The sequence below is a fragment of the Chryseobacterium cucumeris genome, assembly GCF_001593385.1.
Taxonomy (GTDB): domain Bacteria; phylum Bacteroidota; class Bacteroidia; order Flavobacteriales; family Weeksellaceae; genus Chryseobacterium; species Chryseobacterium cucumeris.
This window is the reverse complement of the sequence record NZ_LUVZ01000023.1, coordinates 518,419-538,527: the sequence shown is the minus strand read 5'-3', so window position 1 is coordinate 538,527 and position 20,109 is coordinate 518,419. Positions and strand designations below refer to the sequence as shown.

The 20,109-nt window shown below is 38.4% G+C and carries 25 protein-coding genes; 19 read left to right on the top strand and 6 right to left on the bottom strand.

From position 1 onward, the window contains the following. The first annotated feature begins 639 nt into the window (after window positions 1-639). Together A1704_RS14875 and A1704_RS14870 are read left to right on the top strand one after the other, a co-directional pair. Window positions 640-960, top strand: a complete 321-nt coding sequence (locus A1704_RS14875) for a GIY-YIG nuclease family protein (RefSeq protein ID WP_062674680.1) — start codon at window positions 640-642, stop codon at window positions 958-960. A 667-nt stretch (window positions 961-1,627) separates the two neighbouring features. Then, window positions 1,628-2,770, top strand: a complete 1,143-nt coding sequence (locus A1704_RS14870; RefSeq protein ID WP_062674678.1) for a 1-acyl-sn-glycerol-3-phosphate acyltransferase — start codon at window positions 1,628-1,630, stop codon at window positions 2,768-2,770. Window positions 2,771-2,838: 68 nt separating this feature from the next. Here the strand turns inward: A1704_RS14870 and A1704_RS14865 are convergent, their stop codons facing one another. Then, complete coding sequence (locus tag A1704_RS14865; RefSeq protein WP_062674676.1) at window positions 2,839-3,885, bottom strand: alpha/beta fold hydrolase; 1,047 nt, start codon at window positions 3,883-3,885, stop codon at window positions 2,839-2,841. 322 nt (window positions 3,886-4,207) lie between these two features. Between A1704_RS14865 and A1704_RS14860 the strand changes: the two genes are divergently transcribed. The 5 genes from A1704_RS14860 (at window position 4,208) to A1704_RS14840 (ending at window position 9,552) form a co-directional block, all read left to right on the top strand. Next, the gene (locus A1704_RS14860; protein WP_062674675.1) at window positions 4,208-5,191 is read left to right on the top strand and encodes an L-histidine N(alpha)-methyltransferase; all 984 of its coding nucleotides are present in this window, start codon (window positions 4,208-4,210) and stop codon (window positions 5,189-5,191) included. An 89-nt stretch (window positions 5,192-5,280) separates the two neighbouring features. After that, on the top strand, window positions 5,281-6,453 hold the full coding sequence (gene egtB / locus A1704_RS14855) for an ergothioneine biosynthesis protein EgtB (RefSeq protein WP_062674673.1): 1,173 nt from the start codon (window positions 5,281-5,283) through the stop codon (window positions 6,451-6,453). Between the two features lie 10 nt (window positions 6,454-6,463). Next, window positions 6,464-7,384 carry an ATP-binding cassette domain-containing protein gene (locus tag A1704_RS14850; protein WP_062674671.1) on the top strand — a complete coding sequence of 307 codons (921 nt, stop codon included), beginning with the start codon at window positions 6,464-6,466 and terminating at the stop codon, window positions 7,382-7,384. Further along, on the top strand, window positions 7,381-8,946 hold the full coding sequence (locus A1704_RS14845) for an ABC transporter permease/substrate-binding protein (RefSeq protein WP_062674669.1): 1,566 nt from the start codon (window positions 7,381-7,383) through the stop codon (window positions 8,944-8,946). Before A1704_RS14850 ends, A1704_RS14845 begins: the two co-directional genes overlap by 4 nt. Window positions 8,947-9,006: 60 nt before the next feature. Next, window positions 9,007-9,552 (top strand): hypothetical protein, encoded by a 546-nt coding sequence (locus tag A1704_RS14840; protein ID WP_062674813.1) that lies wholly within the window; start codon window positions 9,007-9,009, stop codon window positions 9,550-9,552. Window positions 9,553-9,617: 65 nt separating this feature from the next. On the opposite strand, the gene A1704_RS14835 is transcribed toward A1704_RS14840, so the two are convergent. The 4 genes from A1704_RS14835 to A1704_RS14820 form a co-directional block, all read right to left on the bottom strand. Then, window positions 9,618-10,040, bottom strand: coding sequence for a GNAT family N-acetyltransferase (locus A1704_RS14835; protein WP_062674667.1), 423 nt, complete (start codon window positions 10,038-10,040; stop codon window positions 9,618-9,620). Between the two features lie 58 nt (window positions 10,041-10,098). Beyond that, window positions 10,099-10,677: a Crp/Fnr family transcriptional regulator gene (locus tag A1704_RS14830; RefSeq protein ID WP_062674665.1), complete on the bottom strand. Its 579-nt coding sequence runs from the start codon at window positions 10,675-10,677 to the stop codon at window positions 10,099-10,101. Between the two features lie 88 nt (window positions 10,678-10,765). After that, a complete protein-coding gene (locus tag A1704_RS14825) occupies window positions 10,766-12,253 on the bottom strand; it encodes a serine hydrolase (RefSeq protein WP_062674663.1) in 1,488 nt (495 codons plus the stop codon). Between the two features lie 86 nt (window positions 12,254-12,339). Next, window positions 12,340-12,912: a helix-turn-helix domain-containing protein gene (locus A1704_RS14820; RefSeq protein ID WP_062674661.1), complete on the bottom strand. Its 573-nt coding sequence runs from the start codon at window positions 12,910-12,912 to the stop codon at window positions 12,340-12,342. A 175-nt stretch (window positions 12,913-13,087) separates the two neighbouring features. Here A1704_RS14820 and A1704_RS14815 point away from each other — a divergent pair, with 175 nt between their 5' ends. Further along, on the top strand, window positions 13,088-13,975 hold the full coding sequence (locus A1704_RS14815) for a CPBP family intramembrane glutamic endopeptidase (RefSeq protein ID WP_062674660.1): 888 nt from the start codon (window positions 13,088-13,090) through the stop codon (window positions 13,973-13,975). A 62-nt stretch (window positions 13,976-14,037) separates the two neighbouring features. Here A1704_RS14815 and A1704_RS14810 read toward each other — a convergent pair whose 3' ends face one another. Then, complete coding sequence (locus A1704_RS14810; RefSeq protein ID WP_062674654.1) at window positions 14,038-15,117, bottom strand: hypothetical protein; 1,080 nt, start codon at window positions 15,115-15,117, stop codon at window positions 14,038-14,040. Between the two features lie 384 nt (window positions 15,118-15,501). Here A1704_RS14810 and A1704_RS14805 point away from each other — a divergent pair, with 384 nt between their 5' ends. The 11 genes from A1704_RS14805 (at window position 15,502) to A1704_RS14750 (ending at window position 20,054) form a co-directional block, all read left to right on the top strand. Beyond that, a complete protein-coding gene (locus A1704_RS14805) occupies window positions 15,502-15,717 on the top strand; it encodes a RebB family R body protein (protein WP_034697211.1) in 216 nt (71 codons plus the stop codon). A 17-nt stretch (window positions 15,718-15,734) separates the two neighbouring features. Continuing rightward, a complete protein-coding gene (locus tag A1704_RS14800; RefSeq protein ID WP_062674653.1) occupies window positions 15,735-16,250 on the top strand; it encodes a hypothetical protein in 516 nt (171 codons plus the stop codon). 38 nt (window positions 16,251-16,288) lie between these two features. After that, on the top strand, window positions 16,289-16,477 hold the full coding sequence (locus A1704_RS14795) for a hypothetical protein (RefSeq protein ID WP_062674651.1): 189 nt from the start codon (window positions 16,289-16,291) through the stop codon (window positions 16,475-16,477). After that, complete coding sequence (locus A1704_RS14790) at window positions 16,474-17,301, top strand: hypothetical protein (protein ID WP_062674649.1); 828 nt, start codon at window positions 16,474-16,476, stop codon at window positions 17,299-17,301. The genes A1704_RS14795 and A1704_RS14790 overlap by 4 nt, the downstream gene beginning before the upstream one ends. 35 nt (window positions 17,302-17,336) lie before the next feature. Then, a complete protein-coding gene (locus A1704_RS14785) occupies window positions 17,337-17,720 on the top strand; it encodes a hypothetical protein (RefSeq protein ID WP_062674647.1) in 384 nt (127 codons plus the stop codon). Window positions 17,721-17,740: 20 nt separating this feature from the next. Next, window positions 17,741-17,968, top strand: a complete 228-nt coding sequence (locus A1704_RS14780; RefSeq protein WP_062674645.1) for a RebB family R body protein — start codon at window positions 17,741-17,743, stop codon at window positions 17,966-17,968. Between the two features lie 466 nt (window positions 17,969-18,434). Next, window positions 18,435-18,692: a RebB family R body protein gene (locus A1704_RS14770; RefSeq protein WP_034697220.1), complete on the top strand. Its 258-nt coding sequence runs from the start codon at window positions 18,435-18,437 to the stop codon at window positions 18,690-18,692. Window positions 18,693-18,769: 77 nt separating this feature from the next. Then, window positions 18,770-19,027, top strand: coding sequence for a RebB family R body protein (locus tag A1704_RS14765; RefSeq protein WP_034697223.1), 258 nt, complete (start codon window positions 18,770-18,772; stop codon window positions 19,025-19,027). Between the two features lie 77 nt (window positions 19,028-19,104). After that, window positions 19,105-19,362, top strand: coding sequence for a RebB family R body protein (locus A1704_RS14760; protein WP_034697225.1), 258 nt, complete (start codon window positions 19,105-19,107; stop codon window positions 19,360-19,362). Between the two features lie 86 nt (window positions 19,363-19,448). Then, on the top strand, window positions 19,449-19,706 hold the full coding sequence (locus tag A1704_RS14755) for a RebB family R body protein (protein ID WP_034697227.1): 258 nt from the start codon (window positions 19,449-19,451) through the stop codon (window positions 19,704-19,706). An 84-nt stretch (window positions 19,707-19,790) separates the two neighbouring features. After that, window positions 19,791-20,054: a RebB family R body protein gene (locus A1704_RS14750; RefSeq protein ID WP_034697228.1), complete on the top strand. Its 264-nt coding sequence runs from the start codon at window positions 19,791-19,793 to the stop codon at window positions 20,052-20,054. The last annotated feature ends 55 nt before the right edge of the window (window positions 20,055-20,109 follow it).

Below are 20,109 nucleotides of genomic sequence, written 5' to 3'. Positions count from 1 at the left end.
TGATTGGAATATAAATTTTATAATCAAAAAATTTAGATTCCTACGGAATGACTAGGTGGGTGTTTCTTTGTGAGTGCAGAACCACTTACTTGCTCCAGACAAAATACAAACTATTCGCTTAGACTATCCACAACGTTTGTCATTCCGTAGGAATCCAGGCACAAAAAGCTTGTGATAATGAATGAGGATAAAATAAGAGTTTAGATTCCTGCGGAATGACTAGGTGGGTGCTTCTAAGTGCGTGCATACTCTCTTATTTGCTCTATACATAATACAAACTATTCGCTTAGCCTATCCACAACGTTTGTCATCCCATAGGAATCCAGGCACAAAAAGCTTGTGATAATGAATGAGGATAAAATAAGAGTTTAGATTCCTGCGGAATGACAAGGTGGGTGTTTTTGTGTGCGTGCATAGCCACTTACTTGCTCCAGACATAATACAAACTATTCACTTAGCTTATCCACACTGTTTGTCATTCCGTAGGAATCCAGACGCAGAAAGCTTTCTGATAATTAGTGATGATAAAATAACAGTGACATCCTGCCGAATGACAAGCCGTGGAATAAAAACAAGTAAATCCAATTGAAAAACCAGTGGTACTATATTTTTTGTACCTTTTGTAAAACAAATACACAAATGACTGCGTTTTCAAAAGGAAGATATACCTACTATATCTATATTCTTACCAATAAAAACAGAAGAGTTCTTTATACAGGTGTTACAGGCAACCTACACAGGAGATTGTATCAACACAAAACGAAGCTAAATCCAGGCAGTTTCACTGCAAGATATAATCTTGAGTTTCTAGTTTATTATGAAAAATATGATTGGATTCACCATGCCATTCAAAGAGAAAAGGAAATCAAAAACTGGTCAAGAAATAAGAAACTTGAACTGATAAGGAGCACAAATCCTAATTTAGAATTTTTGAATTACCTGTTTGAAAACTGGATTTGATACGGATATTTTATATGAATTACAAAATTGGATATCGTCAGATTAATAATGTAGAAAGTTCATAGAGAATGTTTTAATTCGGAGGATAAAATAAGAGTCGATATTCCTGCAGAATGACAAGGTGGGTGTTTCTATGTGCACGCATAGCCACTTACTTGATCCAGACATAATACAAACTATTCACTCAGACTATCCACCACGTTTGTCATTCCGGAGGAATCCAGGCATAGAAGCATTCTGATGATAATGAGGATAAACCAACAGTGTAGATTCCTGCGGATTGAAAAAATGGGCGCTTATTGGTGTGTACGTGAATAGTTACTTGCTTCAACATACTACAACCTATTCACCTAGCCTATCCGCAACGTTTGTCATTCCGTAGGAATCAAGGCACAGAAAGCTTTCTGATGATAAATGAGGATAAACTATTGTTTAGATTCCTGCGGAATGACGAGGTGGGCTTATTGGTGTGTGTTTGTTTATGTGTTTAGCTGTTTATGTGTTTTTTGTGTGCATAGTGAACGGATGAAGGAGTGCGTCAAGATACTTATTGCACAGTTGTTTTAACCAACTCCTACGCCCTTCATAATACTTTAACACCCTTTATAGCCTCTCCCCCGATAAATTTTCGTTCTTTTGCAAAAAGTTTTAATTTTTACCTAACCGCATGTCTAAGTTTGATGAAATCCGGTATTTCAATGATCAGGAAGTGAATGAGAGATTACAGAGCATCGCCCGTGATCCCATGATGAAAGCCTTTATGAATTTTACTTTTCCTGATACAGATGAGCAGGTTTGGCTGGAACAGTTTAAGAATGTTCATTCCATCAGTGATTTTCAGCATCAGTTTGTTGCCTTTGCCGTTCGCCAGATCCTTGCAAAAAGTTCTGACGGTTTAACGACTTATGGCTTTGATAAGCTGGACAAAAACACCTCTTACCTTTTCATCTCGAACCACAGGGATATCGTTCTGGATACTTCACTGCTTAATCTGGTATTGCTGGAAGGGGGTTATGTAATGACAGCTTCTGCCATTGGTGATAATCTTGTACGTAAGAATTTCTTAAATGTACTGGCCAAGTTGAACCGTAACTTCCTGGTACAAAGAGGACTGCCGCTTCGTGAACAGTTGACAAGTTCACAGACGATGTCTGAGTATATTAAAGAGCTGCTCCTTCAGGAAAACCGCTCTGTATGGATTGCCCAGCGTGAAGGCCGTACCAAAAATGGTAACGATTCTACCCAGCAGGGTGTTTTGAAAATGCTTGCCATGGCAGCCGGAGACCAATCATTGACAGATTATTTTAAAACATTAAAGATTGTTCCTATCTCTATCTCTTATGAGTATGATCCTACAGATTCCTTAAAAATGCCTCAGCTACTGGCACAACACAGAGATGAGGAATACATTAAAGGGAAAAATGAAGATTTTACCAACATTATCAGCGGAATTCTGGGTCAAAAGAAACGTATTCACCTTCATGCCGGTGATGTTCTGGATAAAGAACTGGATGAAATAGCAGCCAGCATTGATAATAAAAACAAACAACTGCAGGCCATTGCACAGGTAATTGACCGTTCTATCATCAGTAATTATAAGCTTTGGCCAACCAAGTATATCGCTTACGATCTGCTTCATAACACGAATACATATGCTTCCGAATATACGGAACAGGAAAAACAGTTATTTGTCCGCAGACTTGAAATGCGCATAGATCCTTCAGATCCTGTTTCCAGAGAGTATTTCTTAGCAATGTATGCCAATCCTTTGGTGAATAAACTGAAGGTTGAAGAAGAGTATAAAAACTAGTTTAGGATACTATAAAGATAAAAAACCACTGTTCTTGAGCAGTGGTTTTGTTGTATTCTTTCAGATTTTTATTTGGATTTTGACATGGAATCTACTTCTATGATTGCCTCTGCAAATGCTTTTGGAGCTTCCTGTGGCAAATTGTGACCAATTCCGCCCGTTAAAGTATGATGTGCATATTGACCTGTATATTTTGAAGCATAACTTTCCGGTGCAGGAAATGCTGCTCCGTTGGCATCGCCTTCCAGGGTAACTGTTGGGACCGAAATGGACGGAGATTTTGCCAGCCTGGCTTCAAGCGCATCGTATTGTTTTTCTCCTTTTGCTAATCCCAGACGCCAGCGGTAATTGTGGATCACAATATCTACATGATCAGGGTTATCGAATGCTTTGGCAGAACGCTCGTAGATCTGGTCATCAAAAGTCCATTTTGGAGAAGCCGTTTTCCATATCAGTTTATTAAAGGCTAAAGTATTGGCTTTATACCCCTTATACCCTCTTTCTGTTGAAAAATAATACTGATACCACCATAACAACTCGGCATTCGGAGGCAAGGGTTTTTCATTGGCCTTTGGACTTCCAATCAAATAGCCGCTTACCGCTACCAGTCCGGTGCATCGTTCAGGCCACAGTGCAGCCATGATATCTGCGGTTCTTGCACCCCAGTCGAAACCGCCAATGATGGCCTTATCGATTTTCAGGGCATCCATAAAGGCAATGATATCCAATGCAACAGCACTCTGCTGACCGTTGCGTTTTGTATCCGGTGAGATAAAGGTAGTGGTTCCATAGCCTCTTAAATAAGGGACTAAGACACGGTATCCTTTTTCAGCAAGTATAGCGGAGGATTCTTCAAAACTATGGATATCATAAGGCCATCCATGAAGAAGAACAACAGGTTTTCCATTGGCAGGGCCTACTTCTGCATATCCAACGTTCAGCAGTCCGGCTCTGATGTTCTTTGTATTCTGAAACGCGGAGGTAACGGATGTTTCCAGGTCTTTTTCTCCCTTGGTATACGTCTGTGCTTTTAAAGACAAAAATCCCATTCCCGTCAAAATAAACAGGGATAAAATGGATTGTATTCTTTTACTCAAGTTCAATGTAGTATTCATAATAGTGATGTTTTGTGATGGTAAAATTATGGCAAAGCAGAGATCGGAATAAGAACAAATACTTTGAACAGGTCATATTAAACGTTGAATACTGATTTTCGGGCGGTAAACAAGACAGCTTCTCTACTCTTCTTCATTGTTTTAATTTTAAAAGAAAGAATTTCCGGGGTATAAAAAAGTACCACATCTTGTAAAAACATCATGATAATCATTCTATTAAAAGTAAAATTGTTTATATTTAATTAGATATATGCAAAAAAATTTCATGTTGTAAAAGGCAGGATAATTGCAATAATCTACAAAATCACACAAAATAAGACTTATGAATATACAGTTAGACCCACAATCTAAGACTGAAAAGAATGCTGTTGATCATTTCCGTTCAGATGTTTTGAACGGACTTCAAAATACTCCTAAAAAATTATCTTCAAAGTATTTTTACGATAAGATAGGTGATCATCTTTTTCAGCAAATCATGGCCATGCCTTCCTATTATCTGACCCGGTGTGAACTGGATATCTTCAAAAATAAAACAGATGAACTTATTGATCTGCTTATTCCCGGAAACGAACCTTTCGACCTGATTGAATTAGGGGCAGGAGACGCCATGAAATCGACCTACTTACTTGAACAGCTGATCAGGAAAGGGATTGACTTTACTTACATGCCGATTGATATCTCAGGAAATATCCTTTCGATACTCCACAAAAAACTAAGCAATCAGCTTCCTGAACTGAAAATAGTCTGTCTGGAAGGGGATTATTTTGAAATGCTTCAAAAAGCCGCTTCCTTATCGGACCGGAGAAAAGTTGTTTTATTTTTAGGAAGCAATATCGGGAATATGACTCCTGAAGAGGCTGAAGACTTCTGTCTGCATCTGAATAGCAATCTATCCCCAAAAGATCGTGTATTGGTAGGATTTGACCTCAAGAAAAATCCGCACATCATTCTGGAGGCTTATAATGACAAAGAAGGAATTACCGCTTCTTTTAACCTTAATCTTCTGACCCGTATCAACAATGAACTGGGTGGTGATTTCGATGTGAAACAATTTCAGCATTACCAGACTTATGATCCTGTTACCGGAGCCTGCAGAAGTTTTCTGATCAGCCTTATCAGCCAGGATGTTATGATTGACAATACAAAGATTTCTTTTGAAGAAAACGAACTTATCGATATGGAAATTTCACAGAAATTTTCTCCTGAAAACATCAGGGAATTGGGCGAGAAATCAGGTTTTACCATCACAGGAGAAATCAAAGATGCTAAAAAATGGTTTTTAGACAGCATCTGGCAGGTAAAATAAAAAGAGATGATACACACAGCCAATCTGCAAAAGTGAAAAAATAAAACATCCTTATTTCATAGAATTGTAATCATTAAAAACTAAAAGACATGACACCAGAGATCATCGCAAAAGATATTACCAAAAAGTATCGGAACATCCGCAGACGTTCTGAAGAAATCTGTGCTCCGCTGGAAATCGAAGATTATGTAGTACAGCCGATTGTAGATGTAAGCCCTCCTAAGTGGCATCTTGGTCATACCACCTGGTTTTTTGAGACTTTCATCCTTACCCCGCATTTTCCGGATTACAAGGTTTTTGATCCACAGTATAATTTTGTTTTCAACAGCTACTATGAAACTATCGGAGCAAGGGTGATCCGGACCGACCGCGGAAACCTCAGCCGTCCTTCTGTTTCAGAGGTGTATCAATATCGAAAATATGTAGATGAGCATATGGAAGCTTTTCTTGAAAGCTCATTTCTGACAGAAGCTCTTGAACCGCTGTTGGAACTGGGGCTTAACCATGAGCAGCAACACCAGGAATTATTAGTGACTGACATTAAATATATTTTAGGGCACAATCCGCTTTTCCCGGCGTATACAAAAGAAGAAAAACCCGGAAAAAACAACTCCGGAGATCTGGAAATGCTCAGGTTTCCTGAAGGAGTCTATGAAATTGGATATAAAGGAGATGGATTTTGCTTTGATAATGAATTAGGAAGGCATAAAGTATATCTTACAGATTTTAAAATTGCCAGCCGGCTTGTCACCAATAGTGAATATTTAGAATTTATGAAAGCAGGCGGATATGAAGATTTCAGACACTGGCATGCTGAAGGATGGGATTGGGTGAAACAGAATGCTGCAAAATCTCCGCTGTACTGGCATTATATCGAAAATAAATGGATGTATTATACCCTCAATGGCTTACAGGAAATAGACCCTGACGCCCCATTGTGCCATATCAATTTCTATGAAGCGTCTGCTTTTGCCTCCTGGAAAGGAATGCGTCTGCCTACTGAAGAAGAATGGGAAACAGCTTCCGTTTATTTTGACTGGGGAACACGCTGGGAATGGACGAATTCTGCTTATCTGCCCTACCCTCATTTTAAGAAAGAAGCAGGAGCTGTAGGGGAATATAACGGAAAATTCATGATCAATCAAATGGTCTTAAGAGGAGCTTCGGAAGCTACTCCTCCGGGACACAGCAGAAATACATACCGCAATTTTTTTCAGCCTAATTTAAAATGGCAGTTCACAGGAATCAGACTTGCCCAGTAATTTTTTGCCGATGATTACAATAGAATCAATTTCAAAAAGTTTTAACGGAAAAAAGGCAGTAGATCAAATTTCTTTTCAGGCATTTGATCAGGAGATTCTTGTTCTTTTAGGAACCAGCGGATGTGGGAAAACAACCACGCTTAAGATGATCAACCGTCTCATAGAATCAGATTCCGGAAATATTTTCATAGATGGCAAAAATATCCGTGATCAGAAGGCTGAGGAACTGAGAATGGGAATTGGTTTTGTCATGCAGCATTCGGGGTTATTTCCCCATTATACGATTCAGCAGAATATTGCAGTAGTTCCTGAGCTATTGAAATGGGACAAAAAGAAGACGAAAAGGAAAACGGATGAGCTTTTGGCCAAACTCCATCTTTCTGAAGAGGTACTTTCCCGGTTTCCCCACGAGTTGAGCGGCGGACAACAGCAGCGGGTAGGTATTGCAAGAGCATTGATTGCAGATAATCCTGTTTTGCTTATGGACGAACCTTTCGGAGCGCTTGATACGATTACCAAGGCTGATATTCATTCAGAATTTAAATCGCTGGAAGAACTTAAAAGTAAAACTATCATACTGGTTACTCATGATGTACAGGAAGCCTTTGAGCTGGGTCACCGGATATGTCTGATGGATCAGGGAAAAATTATACAGACCGGTACTCCCAGAGAAATGCTTTACCACCCTGAAAATGACTTTGTGCGTGATTTTTTCACCAAAAACCGTCTTTTATTAGAGTATAAAGTAACATCGTTACATCACATCAGCCCGTTTCTTATACCAGAAAATGTATACTACAGACCCAACGGTACGGGTAGTAAAAGTGTATGGGATATTTTACAGCAATTGAGTTCGGATCACCAAAACGCTGAAGTGTATGAAGAAGTGGTTAGAGCGTTTAATCAGTATAGAAAATCACAGATGGTATGACGCAGCAGCAGAGTCTTTGGCAATTTATTGCGGAACAGCACGAAAAATTAACCACCCAGATCATTCAGCATCTTGGGCTTACCTTTTTGTCTCTGCTTTTGGCTATCATTGTGGGAGTGCCATTAGGAATACTGATTTCCAGAAAAAAGAAGCTTTCCAGTCCGGTGCTGGGCATCGCCGGAATTTTACAGACTATTCCGAGTATTGCCTTGCTGGGATTTATGATTCCTGTTTTAGGCATTGGTCCGAAGCCCGCCATTGCTGCTTTATTGATCTATGCCCTTCTTCCCATTATCCGGAATACCTATACCGGAATTACGGGTGTAGATCCAGCTGTGATTGAGGCTGCGAAGGCCATGGGAATGAACAGAAACCAGCTTCTTTTTAAAGTAAAGCTTCCCTTGGCCATGCCGGTTATTATAGCAGGTATCAGGACTGCTGCTGTTATTAATGTTGGAGTGGCTACTCTGGCCTCTTTTGTGGCAGCAGGAGGTTTGGGAGAGTTTATCTTCGGGGGAATTTCGCTCAACAATACGAATATGATTCTGGCTGGAGCCATTCCGGCGGCATTATTAGCTGTTTTTCTGGATCAGATTATTGCCATGATCCAGAAATCGGGTTATCGGTTCTTTCAAAAACTAAAATATATTCTTCCTGTTATCCTTATTATTCTGGGAATAGGATATGTTCTGATTTTTTGGTCACACCGTACGATTAAAGCGGGTTTTACACCGGAATTTATGGGGAGACAGGATGGTGATATCGGGCTTCGCTCAGTCTATGGACTCAATGTAAATCCTCTTGTGGTAAGTGATGCGATTATGTATAAGGCTGCTTATGAGAATGAACTGGATCTGATCAGCGGATATTCTACAGACGGCAGAATCAAAGCGTATGATCTGTATGTACTGGATGATGATAAAAAAATATTTCCTCCTTATTATGCGGCTCCCATTATCAAGACCAAAACGCTGAAAAAATTTCCGGAGCTGGAGAGAACCTTAAATCTATTGGCAGGAAAGTTCACAGATTCCATTATGACAGACCTGAATTACAGAGCTGATCATCTCCATGAAACCCCGGAAAAGATTGCAAAGGAATTTCTCATCAGAAATAATCTGTATAAAAGTCCTGGAAAAAGAAATTCCGGAACAGTCAGAATTGGTTCAAAAATCTTTGGTGAGCAATATATTCTCGCAGAAATGTATACTATGCTTATTGAAGGGTATACAGATTATAAAGTGGAAACGAAAACGGGTTTAGGGGGAACAAAAATATGTTTTGATGCGTTAATGAATGATGCCATAGACTTTTATCCTGAATATACGGGAACAGGGCTTCTGGTGCTTTTAAAACCTTCCACAGAGACCATCAGCAATGTGTCCAAAAGTCCTGAGACAACCTATGAATATGTGAATACCGAGTTTGAAAAACAATATGGGATTCAATGGCTGAAACCGTTAGGATTTAATAATGCTTATGCTCTGATGATGCGAAGAAAGCAGGCTGAAGATCTTCATATCAAAAATATATCTGATCTTACCCATTATTTTGATCAATAGTCTTTGAAATCCATCAGTTTTTTTAAAAACCCTATCTTCGTATCTGAAAAAATTGACAAAATGAAAAAAATACTATTGCTGGCTTCGGTTGTATTGGTTCTCCAATCATGTGTGGTAAGAACGGCTACAAAAGTAGTATCAGGTGCAGTAAGCTTAAGTTATAAAGCGGTAAAAGGTACAGTAAACGGGATTAGCTGGGCCGTAAGCAAGGCTAAGGGAAAGATAGATGAAGACCGTCTGGATGGTACCTGGAAAGTAGTAGGTGTTTACCGTGGTTCTTTTGAAGATTTTTCAAAAGATCAGAATCCGGACGGAACATTTACTTCGGAATGTACGGAAGGTTTTGATCAGATTGTTTTCAAGGCTAAAAAGTCTAAATTCAAGCCCGTACACTGCAGTACACAGGATGAAGATTGGGTAAAATATTCTATGGAATTTGGAAAAAATCCTTCAACGAAAGAAAAGGAGAATTATATAGAGTATAATTCCAACAATTATATATCTGTGATTGATGTGACTAATAAAACTATGGTTCTGGAAGGCAATCTCATGCCTAAATTAGGTTTTTCCGGAGCAAAATTATATCTCCTTGAAAAGGTAAAATAAATTCAGATTTATATAAAAATAATCCCTGCTCTTTTGAACGCAGGGATTTTCTGTTTATTTATAGGCTACAATTGCATATGCAGAACAGGATATTCTTTACCTTCTCCATCCTGTTCGGATCTCTTCAGTATATTGAATCCCATATGTCTGTAAAAACCAACAGCCTGGCTATTTTGCTCATTTACATCCACTTTGGTTACCTGTAAATGAGATATTGCATATTCAATTAATTTTTTTCCTATTCCGGTACTTCGGTAGTTATTGTCTACAAACAACATTTCAAGGTTTCCTTCCGCAACACCTGCAAACCCAACTAAAATACCTTCTTGTTCAAACCCTGAAAGGGTGACATGCGGGAAATAGCCAGGAAGCTGTTTTTTATAATATGCAAAGTCTTCTTCTTTAAGAAAATCATGGGTATTCCTCACTGCGCTCTCCCAGATCTCAATCAAACGTGGATAATCTGTTACCGTAATTTCTCTGATCATAATTGTAAATTTAGATCACAAAGGTCAGAACTTATTCATCTAAAATACTGAACCCAGGTTAAAAAATGCGTTTACGAATTCTGCTCAGCGCTTGTGGTGTGATCCCCAGATAAGAGGCTATGTCTTTTAGGGGGATATAATTTAAAGTGACACCATATTCATCAATCATCCGGAGGTAATACTGCTCGGGGGAATACTTAATCAGGTCAATATTTCTATTCAGTATTTTATTAAGTAATATAGCTGTTAAGTCATCAAAAACTGTCTTTAATCTGGGAATAGCAGAATATAATTCGGCGGCCTTCTTCTTGTCTATCCTGTAGATAACGCTGTCTACGATGGTCTGTACATTAAAAGCGGATTTTTCCTGTAATGTAAAGGATATATTTGACAATGAAAAAGTTCCTTTCTTACAAAACCAAAACGTTTGTTCATCTCCTTTGTGATTAATTATCCAGCAACGCAATAAGCCTTCAAAAACAAAATAACTGTACTTTTCTGTTTCCCCTTCTTTAATCAGAAATGTATTTTTCCTGACTGAGATCTGTTCAAAATATTGATCAAATAACTTAGATTCTTCCGAACTAAAGGTATTGGGGTCTACATCAAACTCTTCAAGTAATTTTTCTAAAAGCATACTATAGAAATTATTTATATATCCGGTATTTCTAATCTTTCAAAGATACACAATGATTATTGCGATAATATCTTTATCACTGATATAATCATTTAGTTTCTATCTTAATAATTTTTCGTCCCTGCTCTCCTAAGTAATGAAGTACAAGCTTTTCATACACCCTATAACCATCATCCACATTGGTAAAAATTACAATTCCTTTTCCTGAATCGGGCAATATAATGGCGATACATCTTGTTCCCTGATCTGCTCCGCCATGAGATAATGCATATTCACCATTTCCAAGATCATAAACCTCAAAACCTAATCCGAAATATTTATTTTCTTTAACCTTTACCTGCTTTTTGATCATTTCCTGAAAAACATCCGGTTTCAGATTTTTCCCTTTCATAATGCTGACCATAAAATTTCCGTAATCTTCTACCGTTGTATGGAGATCATCGGCAGCATTGGCTGTAGTACTTTTTTCGATGGGGTAAGCTTCCCCTTTTTCATTATATCCTGTTACAAATCTTGCTTCGTCAGTATTTTTACCCCAAATGTAACTGGTATCCTTCATTTTGAGAGGCTGGAAGATGAGTTCCTGTGCTAACTTCTCCAACGTTTTCCCAAATTTCTTTTCCAGTGCTTTCCGAAGGTATTCAAAACCTTCTCCTGAGTATTGGTATCTGGTGCCGGGATCAAACTGAAAATTCAGCTTTTTATCTGCATTCATCCATCTCCAGTTCGGGAAACCTGTCTGGTGGCTCAGGATCATTCTGGTCGTTAATTTTGTATGCCGTGGATCATTAGAAATATCGGGATCTATCCAGTAAGTATCAAGAGGTTCGTCCAGTTTCCACTTGCCTGAACTTATCAGGCGTAAGGCTACCATAGCTGTAACAGGTTTGGTGAGTGATGCTACATTAAATAAGGCGTTATGAGGTGCTGGAATCCCTTTCCTGATCCCGCCAAAAACTTTTACCTGCTGTAATTTTCCATCTTCGATAATTCCTAATCCCAGCGTTGGAATATTGTTTTCTTTCAGCCAGCTTTTCATCGACTGATCGTTATCAAACATGGTTTCACTATCGGTAGTCTGCTTCGGATGGTGATTAAAGCTCAATGAATTTTTAAGCTTCCACTCATCATTTTCCAGTATCCATAAATGGGTAAATTTTGCTTCCCCTACTAGTTTCTCCGCCTGGCTCCCCATCTTTTCATAAAACAGATGATCTCCATTCTGAATGGCAGCATAGATCTTCCCGTCTTTATACATAGGATAAACTTCTGTGCTTTTATCAACCAGTACTCTTTTGAGCTGATAAGTTTCCGGGGATTTGCACAATCCGTTTTTAAAATCAATGATAAAATTTTTCCTGTCTTCGAAACCTCCTTTGTCGTGGTAAAATTCAAAACTACCGCTCAACAGATTTTCCATCTGCTTGATGTTGCAGGTATTGTAGCCTATAGAAAAAAACAGGCTGTCTTTCGACATAATGGTTTTATAAAGGGGATCTGTTTTTTCTATCTGTGCCTGCATGACACTCATGAACAGCATTAAAAAAGGAAGGGTGAACCTTGAAAACTTTGTCATTGTTATTTTTTGACAAAGATTCAATTTCCTTTTGTTTTTCTGCTAAAAATGAACCCGACAAAAACCCGACAAAGTCATGACAGGCTTTATATCATACTGAATTTCAGTCTGAAATAGAGTTTTTTATTCTTATCTATTTCGGCTGCATTTCTAAGGATGATAAATACATTGGAAAGCACAATCAGGATCATCAGGATCAGGGTAAACTGTTTTCCGAACTTTAAAAAGATGCCAAGCATGAAGGTAATAGGCGCCATCACTGTCCAAATCATCTGAACTGAAATAATCTGTCTGGCCAGGCTGTTTCTCTGCTTCATACTATGCATGAGAATAAGCGGAACGAAAATGTTCAGTGGTGGTAAAAGGGTAAAGATGAGTGAGGAAAGATTAATGATTTTAATGTATGAATAATTGATTGGAGCGTCCTCTTCTTTTGCTTCTATTTCAACCTCATCTGTTTCTGAAATTGCTGCCGGCTGATCCTGCTGCAATTCAATCTCTTCTATTTCCAGAGCCTGAGCCAGTGATCTTAACGTATGTCCCTTCGGCTCTGTTCCGGATTCAATCCTTTGAATGGTTCTTACGGAAATCTTGGATTGTTCTGACAGCTCTTCCTGGGTCAGATTTTTTTGTTCTCTTATGGCTTTTAGCTTGGACATCGTTGGGGATATTCTGAAAAAAATGTTTTGGCTAATTTACAGTTTTCCTTATTAAAATTTTTTCTTACTTCTGCTGATATTTAAATTATTAATCATATAAAAAATAAGTGTATTTTTATTTAAAAATAACTTTCTATTTTTCAGTTATTTACAAACACTAACACCACATCAGTTTATGGAAAATACACTATCCAAATCCGAAATCAGGAAGAATATTGCTACTTATCTGATTCTTACTCTGCTTTTCTGTCTTCCAGTCTATTATATGTGTATCCGTACAGGAAAACTTGGCGGCGGAATGATCTCTTATGCAACAATTGTCATGTGGTGTCCTGCTATTGCTGCATTTCTTACCTGCCGTATCCGGAATATCCCCATTTCTTCTCTGGGATGGAAATGGGGACTTACAAAATACCACATCATGGCGTACTGCATCCCCCTTCTTTACAGCTTGGTTCCTTACCTCATCATCTGGATCAGTGGAGCTGGCGGTTTTTACAATCGTGAATTTGTCGCGGAAATTGGCAAAGGAATGGGCTGGAATCTTCCAGATGGTCTCACGATCATTCTGTATGTTATTTTGATGAGCAGTTTTGGCATGGTACGTTCAGTAGGCTCTGCATTAGGTGAAGAAATAGGCTGGCGTGGTCTTTTAACTCCTCAGCTGGCCAAAATGAATTCTTATACTGCTACTTCTCTTTGGATGGGTGTAATCTGGTCGATCTACCATTATCCTCTCCTGCTTTTTTCCAATTATAATACAGGCGGACCTAAATGGCTGGCTCTTCTATGTTTTACGGTTATGATATTTGCAGCTTGTTTCATCTTTACATGGTTAAGATTAAAATCCGGGAGTTTATGGACAGGTGTTATTTTACATGCCAGTCATAATCTTTTTATACAGTCTATTTTTACTCCTCTAACTGCAGATACGGGAAACACGAATTATTATATTGATGAGTTTGGTATTGCGCTGCCTATTGCAACGGCTGTTGTGGCTTATTTCTTCTGGAGGAAGAGGAAAGAACTGGAGCATGATCATCCACTTTCAGCAACCTCCTGATTAAAAAGACAGCCTTTTATTGAAAGGGCTGTCTTTTTCATATATTATTAATTTTGAAAAATCTATTCCGGAGCAATTACTTCAATAAGCCGTATTCTGCTGAGCAGATCTTGAAATATTTCCTGGGTATCTCTGCTCTCACCTAACGAAATACTTAATCCCTCTCCTTCCTTATCTTCATTTTTAAGGCCAATTCTACCTGCTTTTTGGCCTTCACTGTTACTTATTTCTTCAAACGGTATTTCGTTATCTTCAAACCATGATTTAATTTTTGCTACCGCCGAATTACTATTCTTTGATGTTCTTTGTAAAACTAACTGGTCCGGCTTTCCAAAGAATCCTTTAGCATTCTTATTCAATACAAACTGCACGAGAAATTTAAACTGATGCTTATCAGGTCTCGCATACCATCTGGCCTGGCTGTATCCGCCCAAATGATGACGAACGGGTATCTCATTCGGGATATTATCGTTGGCAAATACCTTTGTATTCATTATTTCATGATGGAAAGTAAGATCAGTTTTAATATTTCCACCTTCTGTCCTATATTTTTCAGCCCATTCACTTATTCCTTTAAACTCTGTTTCTCCCATTGTTCTGTAGAATGTCATCGTATGGAGATCAGGACTGCCTTCTGTTCCGTTTCTCAATAAACCAAGTCTTTGCCTCATAAATTCTTTACTTTTACTTCCGTTATCCCATCTTCTTTCATGAAATTTTTTGATAAAAAACAATTGCTGCAGATCCCGATATACAGAAGATGTAACAACCTGGGTATTCATAATGATATTAACTTCATGCCTTTCCTTTTCGCTGACATCCCCATACTTTTCTTTTCTTTCATTTTCATACTTGTCACTTTCCCACTGATCATGGTTGAATTTATAGTCTTCTTCAGATAGATAGTCTGCGTTATAAATGTCAAGTACCTGAATGATATCTTTTATATCTCCTCCCATCAGCTCCAAGGTTTCCAGCATCTTTCTTTCGTTTTCCCTGCTGTTTATAAAGTAGGTATTGAAGACCTCCTGCACAGTCATTGCTTTTATCTTTCCGTTTTTCAGCCTGATTCCTATCTTAGCTTTGTTATTTGTTCCTTTTGCACTGAAAAACAAATTGTTGTATTTTCCTATAATGCTCATAATCGTTTTATTTAAGGTTATTTATTTGATTTCTGAAATTTTTCTCTATTCTGACTTCCAGAGTTTTTATCCATATTAATAACACAAATTTCTGCGGAAACATTCTGACTCGTTAAAGGGGAAAAACCCATTTTCAGAAACTAGGGGTTTACCCTTATTTACAGGTAATGTATTTGTGTATTTCATTCATTAATTTCTTAGATATCATAAAGAGTCATGATTAAAATTTCACTCATAGGAGAATTCCCTTATTTTTTAAAATTCCGTTTTTTCCCTTAATGAAGATTTATTTTATTTAATGAAATTTGTATCAGACAAAAGAGATCAACAATCTCATAGTCAATATTTAAATCAAAAAAAATAGTAACCCATTAAAACCAGAATATGGCAGAAACAGTAAACACCCAGACTACAGATGCAGTAACGCAGACTAACGTTACGGTACTTGGTGAGTCTCCCGCACAGGCTATGAGTATGCTTTACCAGATGGCCACGCATGCCAGTGGAATTTCCATTCAGAATTCTGTGACAAACCAGCAGAACTTGAACCAGCTCAACCCTGCGATTGTTGCAGATGCCATTAAAATTTTAAAAGGATAATTTAAAACCTTACCATCATGAGTGAAAACAACAGTGAAACCCAACAATCCCAGGCAGCCAATGCTACCACTCCGGCGGAGAAAGCTGTAGTATTTGTGAACAGTGAGGTATTGGCTCCGCCTAAAGCTTCTCCAATGACCGGAGTAACCAAAGTAATGATAGAACAGTCTACAGGAATGATGGTTCAGGATTTACAGTCATTCTTAAAAGGATTTGAGCAGGTAGGTTTAATTGCATTGAGCAGATTGGCTAATAATTTATTGACCTACGGAACGACTTTCGGGCCGGCTCCGGGCAATAAAGAGACCTCTGTTCAGATGGCTGAAAATATTCAAGGCCAGGATGCAGGAAAAGGCAATGAAATGATGAAAGACTTATTCAAAATGGTAAGTGATTATGCTGAAGTAAAGGCAAAAATTTCCAATACTATTTACAATGTCAATGCGCTTCCTGTCTCAGAAGCCCTTCCTTCTCCCCCATCTTACACGGAAGTTTCCTCTGAGGCTGAAGATCCTGAAAAAAAAAACGAGTAGATCCGGTTCCGGAAGAAGTCTCATCAGAAAAAGAGAGTATGAGAAAAAGCTCTATTACGGCTGATCATGGGGGAAAATTAGTATTAAAGTCAGTTAAACTGACACAGCCACTCGTAAAACCAGAGATTAAAGAAGCGGTAATTTCTTCTATAGAAACGGAAGTTAATCCCAGGAAAAAAACAATAATAGCCCAACTCATTGAAAAAATTAAAATAAATAAGAGATGAATTACTCCTCAGCAACCAAACCTGCCAAAATTTTAAACCTGGAAAGTTTAAATGATTTGAATGAAAGACTTTATCTGACCAGAAGCAATGATATTCTTTATCTGAATCCCAAAAGTACAGATATAAAAAAGAGCGATCATTCGGAACGTTGTGTATTTAATCTTCAGACCTCGGACATTAATATTCAGCCTTCCATAAGACTCGTCAGCTGTATCAACAGATTAGGGAAAAGGTACAATCATTTTCAGTGTTTTGTAGTAGAACCTAAAGATCAATCAACGGGGATAGCTCTGATCATGGTCAAACTGGATGATCCAAAAGCCTTTTACTGTAATGTGAGAATTTTACCTCTCAGCACTTTAAGTGAAGTAGCTTCTCCGGAAATTGACTCAAAGCTTCTTACCATCAATCTTGAAAAATCAAAATGTATACTCAAAACCGATATTACGATTACACCGTCTAATACAGGGGAAGCACAGTATGCGGTACATGATGTGGATGTGTCAGCTATTTCGGAACTGGTAAGCCAGAATGAAATCATAGAATTAAAAAGAGAACTGGAATTCCAGGCTTCCAAATTGATTGCCCACTATTTTCAGGAAATCCTGAGTATTATAGTAAACGAAACAACTCCAAATAACGGTACACCACCCGTGATTCCGGATGATTATGTCCTGACTCTTCCTTCCAACCAGCTTAAAGAAATGTTGTCGGCCAGTGCCATCTCAGCATGTATCGCTCTGGAGATTACCGGATATAATGTAGTGAAAGAAATCAACCGGGACTGGAGATCTGCTGCTGCATTTATTAATTATCTGCTGTAAAAAACAGATGTTCTAATCTCATAAAAATATAAAGTATGCGCAGAAAAATCAGTAAGAAATCTCCTGCTCCCAGACCACCGGTGCCTGTGACAGAACCTGAAATGGTAGAAAAAGAAATCATGCCTTTTGTTTTAAGACATGAAGACGAAATCATTACTTATATCAAGGAGAAAGCCATCAAAGAGACCATGAAGTCCCTGGCTCCTCTTCTTGAAAAACTGGAAGAAGCCGTAAAACAGCATGAAGCAGCTCCTGTTCCTGTGGCCAGTTCACCACCGCCTGATACTCCTGTAATGAATTATGAAGAACAGCTGAAAAAACTGCAGGAAGCCTCAACAGCAAAAATAAAGGAGAAAGAACTTAAAATAATGGAGCGAATGAATAAGCTGAATACAAGATTGGGTAATATCAAACCTTAGAACCAACAAAACGAATTAATATGAACGAAATTGATACAATCGTAACCGGAATGTCTACCGCAGTACCTCAGGCTATTTCTGCACAGGTAAGCGCACATTCCACCGGACAGATGCAAATCAATTCTGCATTGAACCAGCAAAGGAATGCCATAACCGGCATCAGCCATTATGTAATGGGATTAAAAAAAATGAGTCCAAAAAATATAAAGCTCAAGCAAATGGAAGCCATTAAAAGAGATCGTTTTTAATGCAGCTATCTAAAAACTACGGATGCGGTTTATTTCCCTGCAAAGATGAAATCCGGTGCCTTCAACATATATACAATCAGGTCAACATTTATTTTTGCACCGCCTTTCAGATGCTGTCAATGTACAAAAGCAATCATTCAGAATCCGTCTTTAGCCCAAAGGAATCCGGCATTGCCAGTATACCCGCAGCAGGAATTTATTTTTGAGACAGATATTAAAAATAAAGACCGCATCCTTTTACAAAAAAAATATGCTTTAAACTCGCACAGGTTTTACAGATAGGGTTTCAACCATTGTATTCAGAGCCACCCTTCAGATCCAGTTTATTCATAACCTGTTAATACCAATGCTTTTGAAATATGTTCATCTGCAGGATCTGTGGTGAGTTTAAAACTCCAACATAAAACTAGTTTACCTCAATAATTTATTAACCGAGATCCGATCTCAAAAAAAAACAATTACCATTATGCCAGTTAATGAACAAATCACAGACGCAGTAACACAATCGAACGTAAAAGTAGTAGGAGAATCTCCTGCAATGGCACTAGCCAACGTGTATCAATCTGCAGCCCATTCTACAGGAATCATGTTTGAAAATGCGGTAAATACGCAAAATCAGCAGAACATTTTAGGCCAGGCAGCGACCACTCAGGGAATCCTGCAGATCTATAGCCTGGATACTGTAGCTGACGCAGTTTCTATTGCGAAGATCCTTAAGCCTTAATTTTTAAGCTATTTGATCCAAGTAATGACCTCAACCGGAAAGCCCGGTTGTTTTTAACCTAATAAACCTTACTCATTATGCCAGTTAATGAACAAATCACAGACGCGGTAACGCAGTCTAACGTAAAAGTAGTAGCAGAATCTCCCGCAATGGCGTTAAGTAATGTGTATCAATCTGCTGCACATTCTACAGGAATTATGTTTGAAAATGCAACAAACGCTCAAAATCAACATAATATTGTTACCCAGGCAGCCACTACTCAGGGTGTGACTCAAATCTACAGCAAAGACACCATCGCTGATGCTCTTTCTATTGCTAAAATTCTTAAACCTTAAACCAATTCTGCAGACCGCAGAATACATTAACCCGCCGGAAAACCCGGTAATTTTAACCCAAATAAACAATAATCATTATGCCAGTAAACGAAAAAATCACAGACGCAGTAACGCAATCCAACGTAAAAGTAGTAGCAGAATCTCCTGCAATGGCTCTAAGCAACGTGTATCAATCTGCAGCACATTCCACAGGAATCATGTTTGAAAATGCAATCAACACTCAAAACCAGCAGAATATTGTTACCCAGGCAGCGACTACACAGGGAGTAACTCAAATTTACAGTCTGGATACGATAGCCGATGCGGTTTCTATTGCTAAAATCCTTACTCCGTAATCACTTTTTACGAAACTATTATAATCAATTATCCGAACAGCCGGAAACTCCGGTTGTTTTTTAAACCAAAATAAACAATAATCATTATGCCAGTAAACGAACAAATCACAGACGCGGTAACGCAATCCAACGTAAAAGTAGTAGCAGAATCTCCTGCAATGGCGATGGCCAACGTATATCAATCAGCGGCCCATTCTACAGGAATCCTGTTTGAAAATGCAGTGAATACTCAAAATCAGCAAAACATTGTTACGCAAGCAGCAACGACACAAGGTATTGCTCAGATCTACAGCCTGGATACTGTGGCAGATGCAGTTTCAATCGCTAAAATCCTTAATCCTTAATTGGTTTTTGCGAATAGCTTAAATACCATTACCGTAACAACCGGAAATTCCGGTTGTTTTTAACCCAAATAAACAATAATCATTATGCCAGTAAACGAACAAATCACAGACGCGGTAACGCAATCCAACGTAAAAGTAGTAGGAGAATCTCCAGCAATGGCTCTTGCCAACGTATATCAATCTGCTGCCCATTCTACAGGAATTATGTTTGAAAATGCAGTGAATGCACAAAACCAACAGAACATCTTAGGTCAGGCAGCCACTACACAGGGTGTTATCCAGATCTACAGCCTGGATACTGTGGCAGATGCAGTGTCTATTGCTAAAATTTTACATCCTAAATTATAGTGTTTTTAGATTTCTTGTTATCAGGGAGTACATTAATGTGCTCCCTGATTCTTTT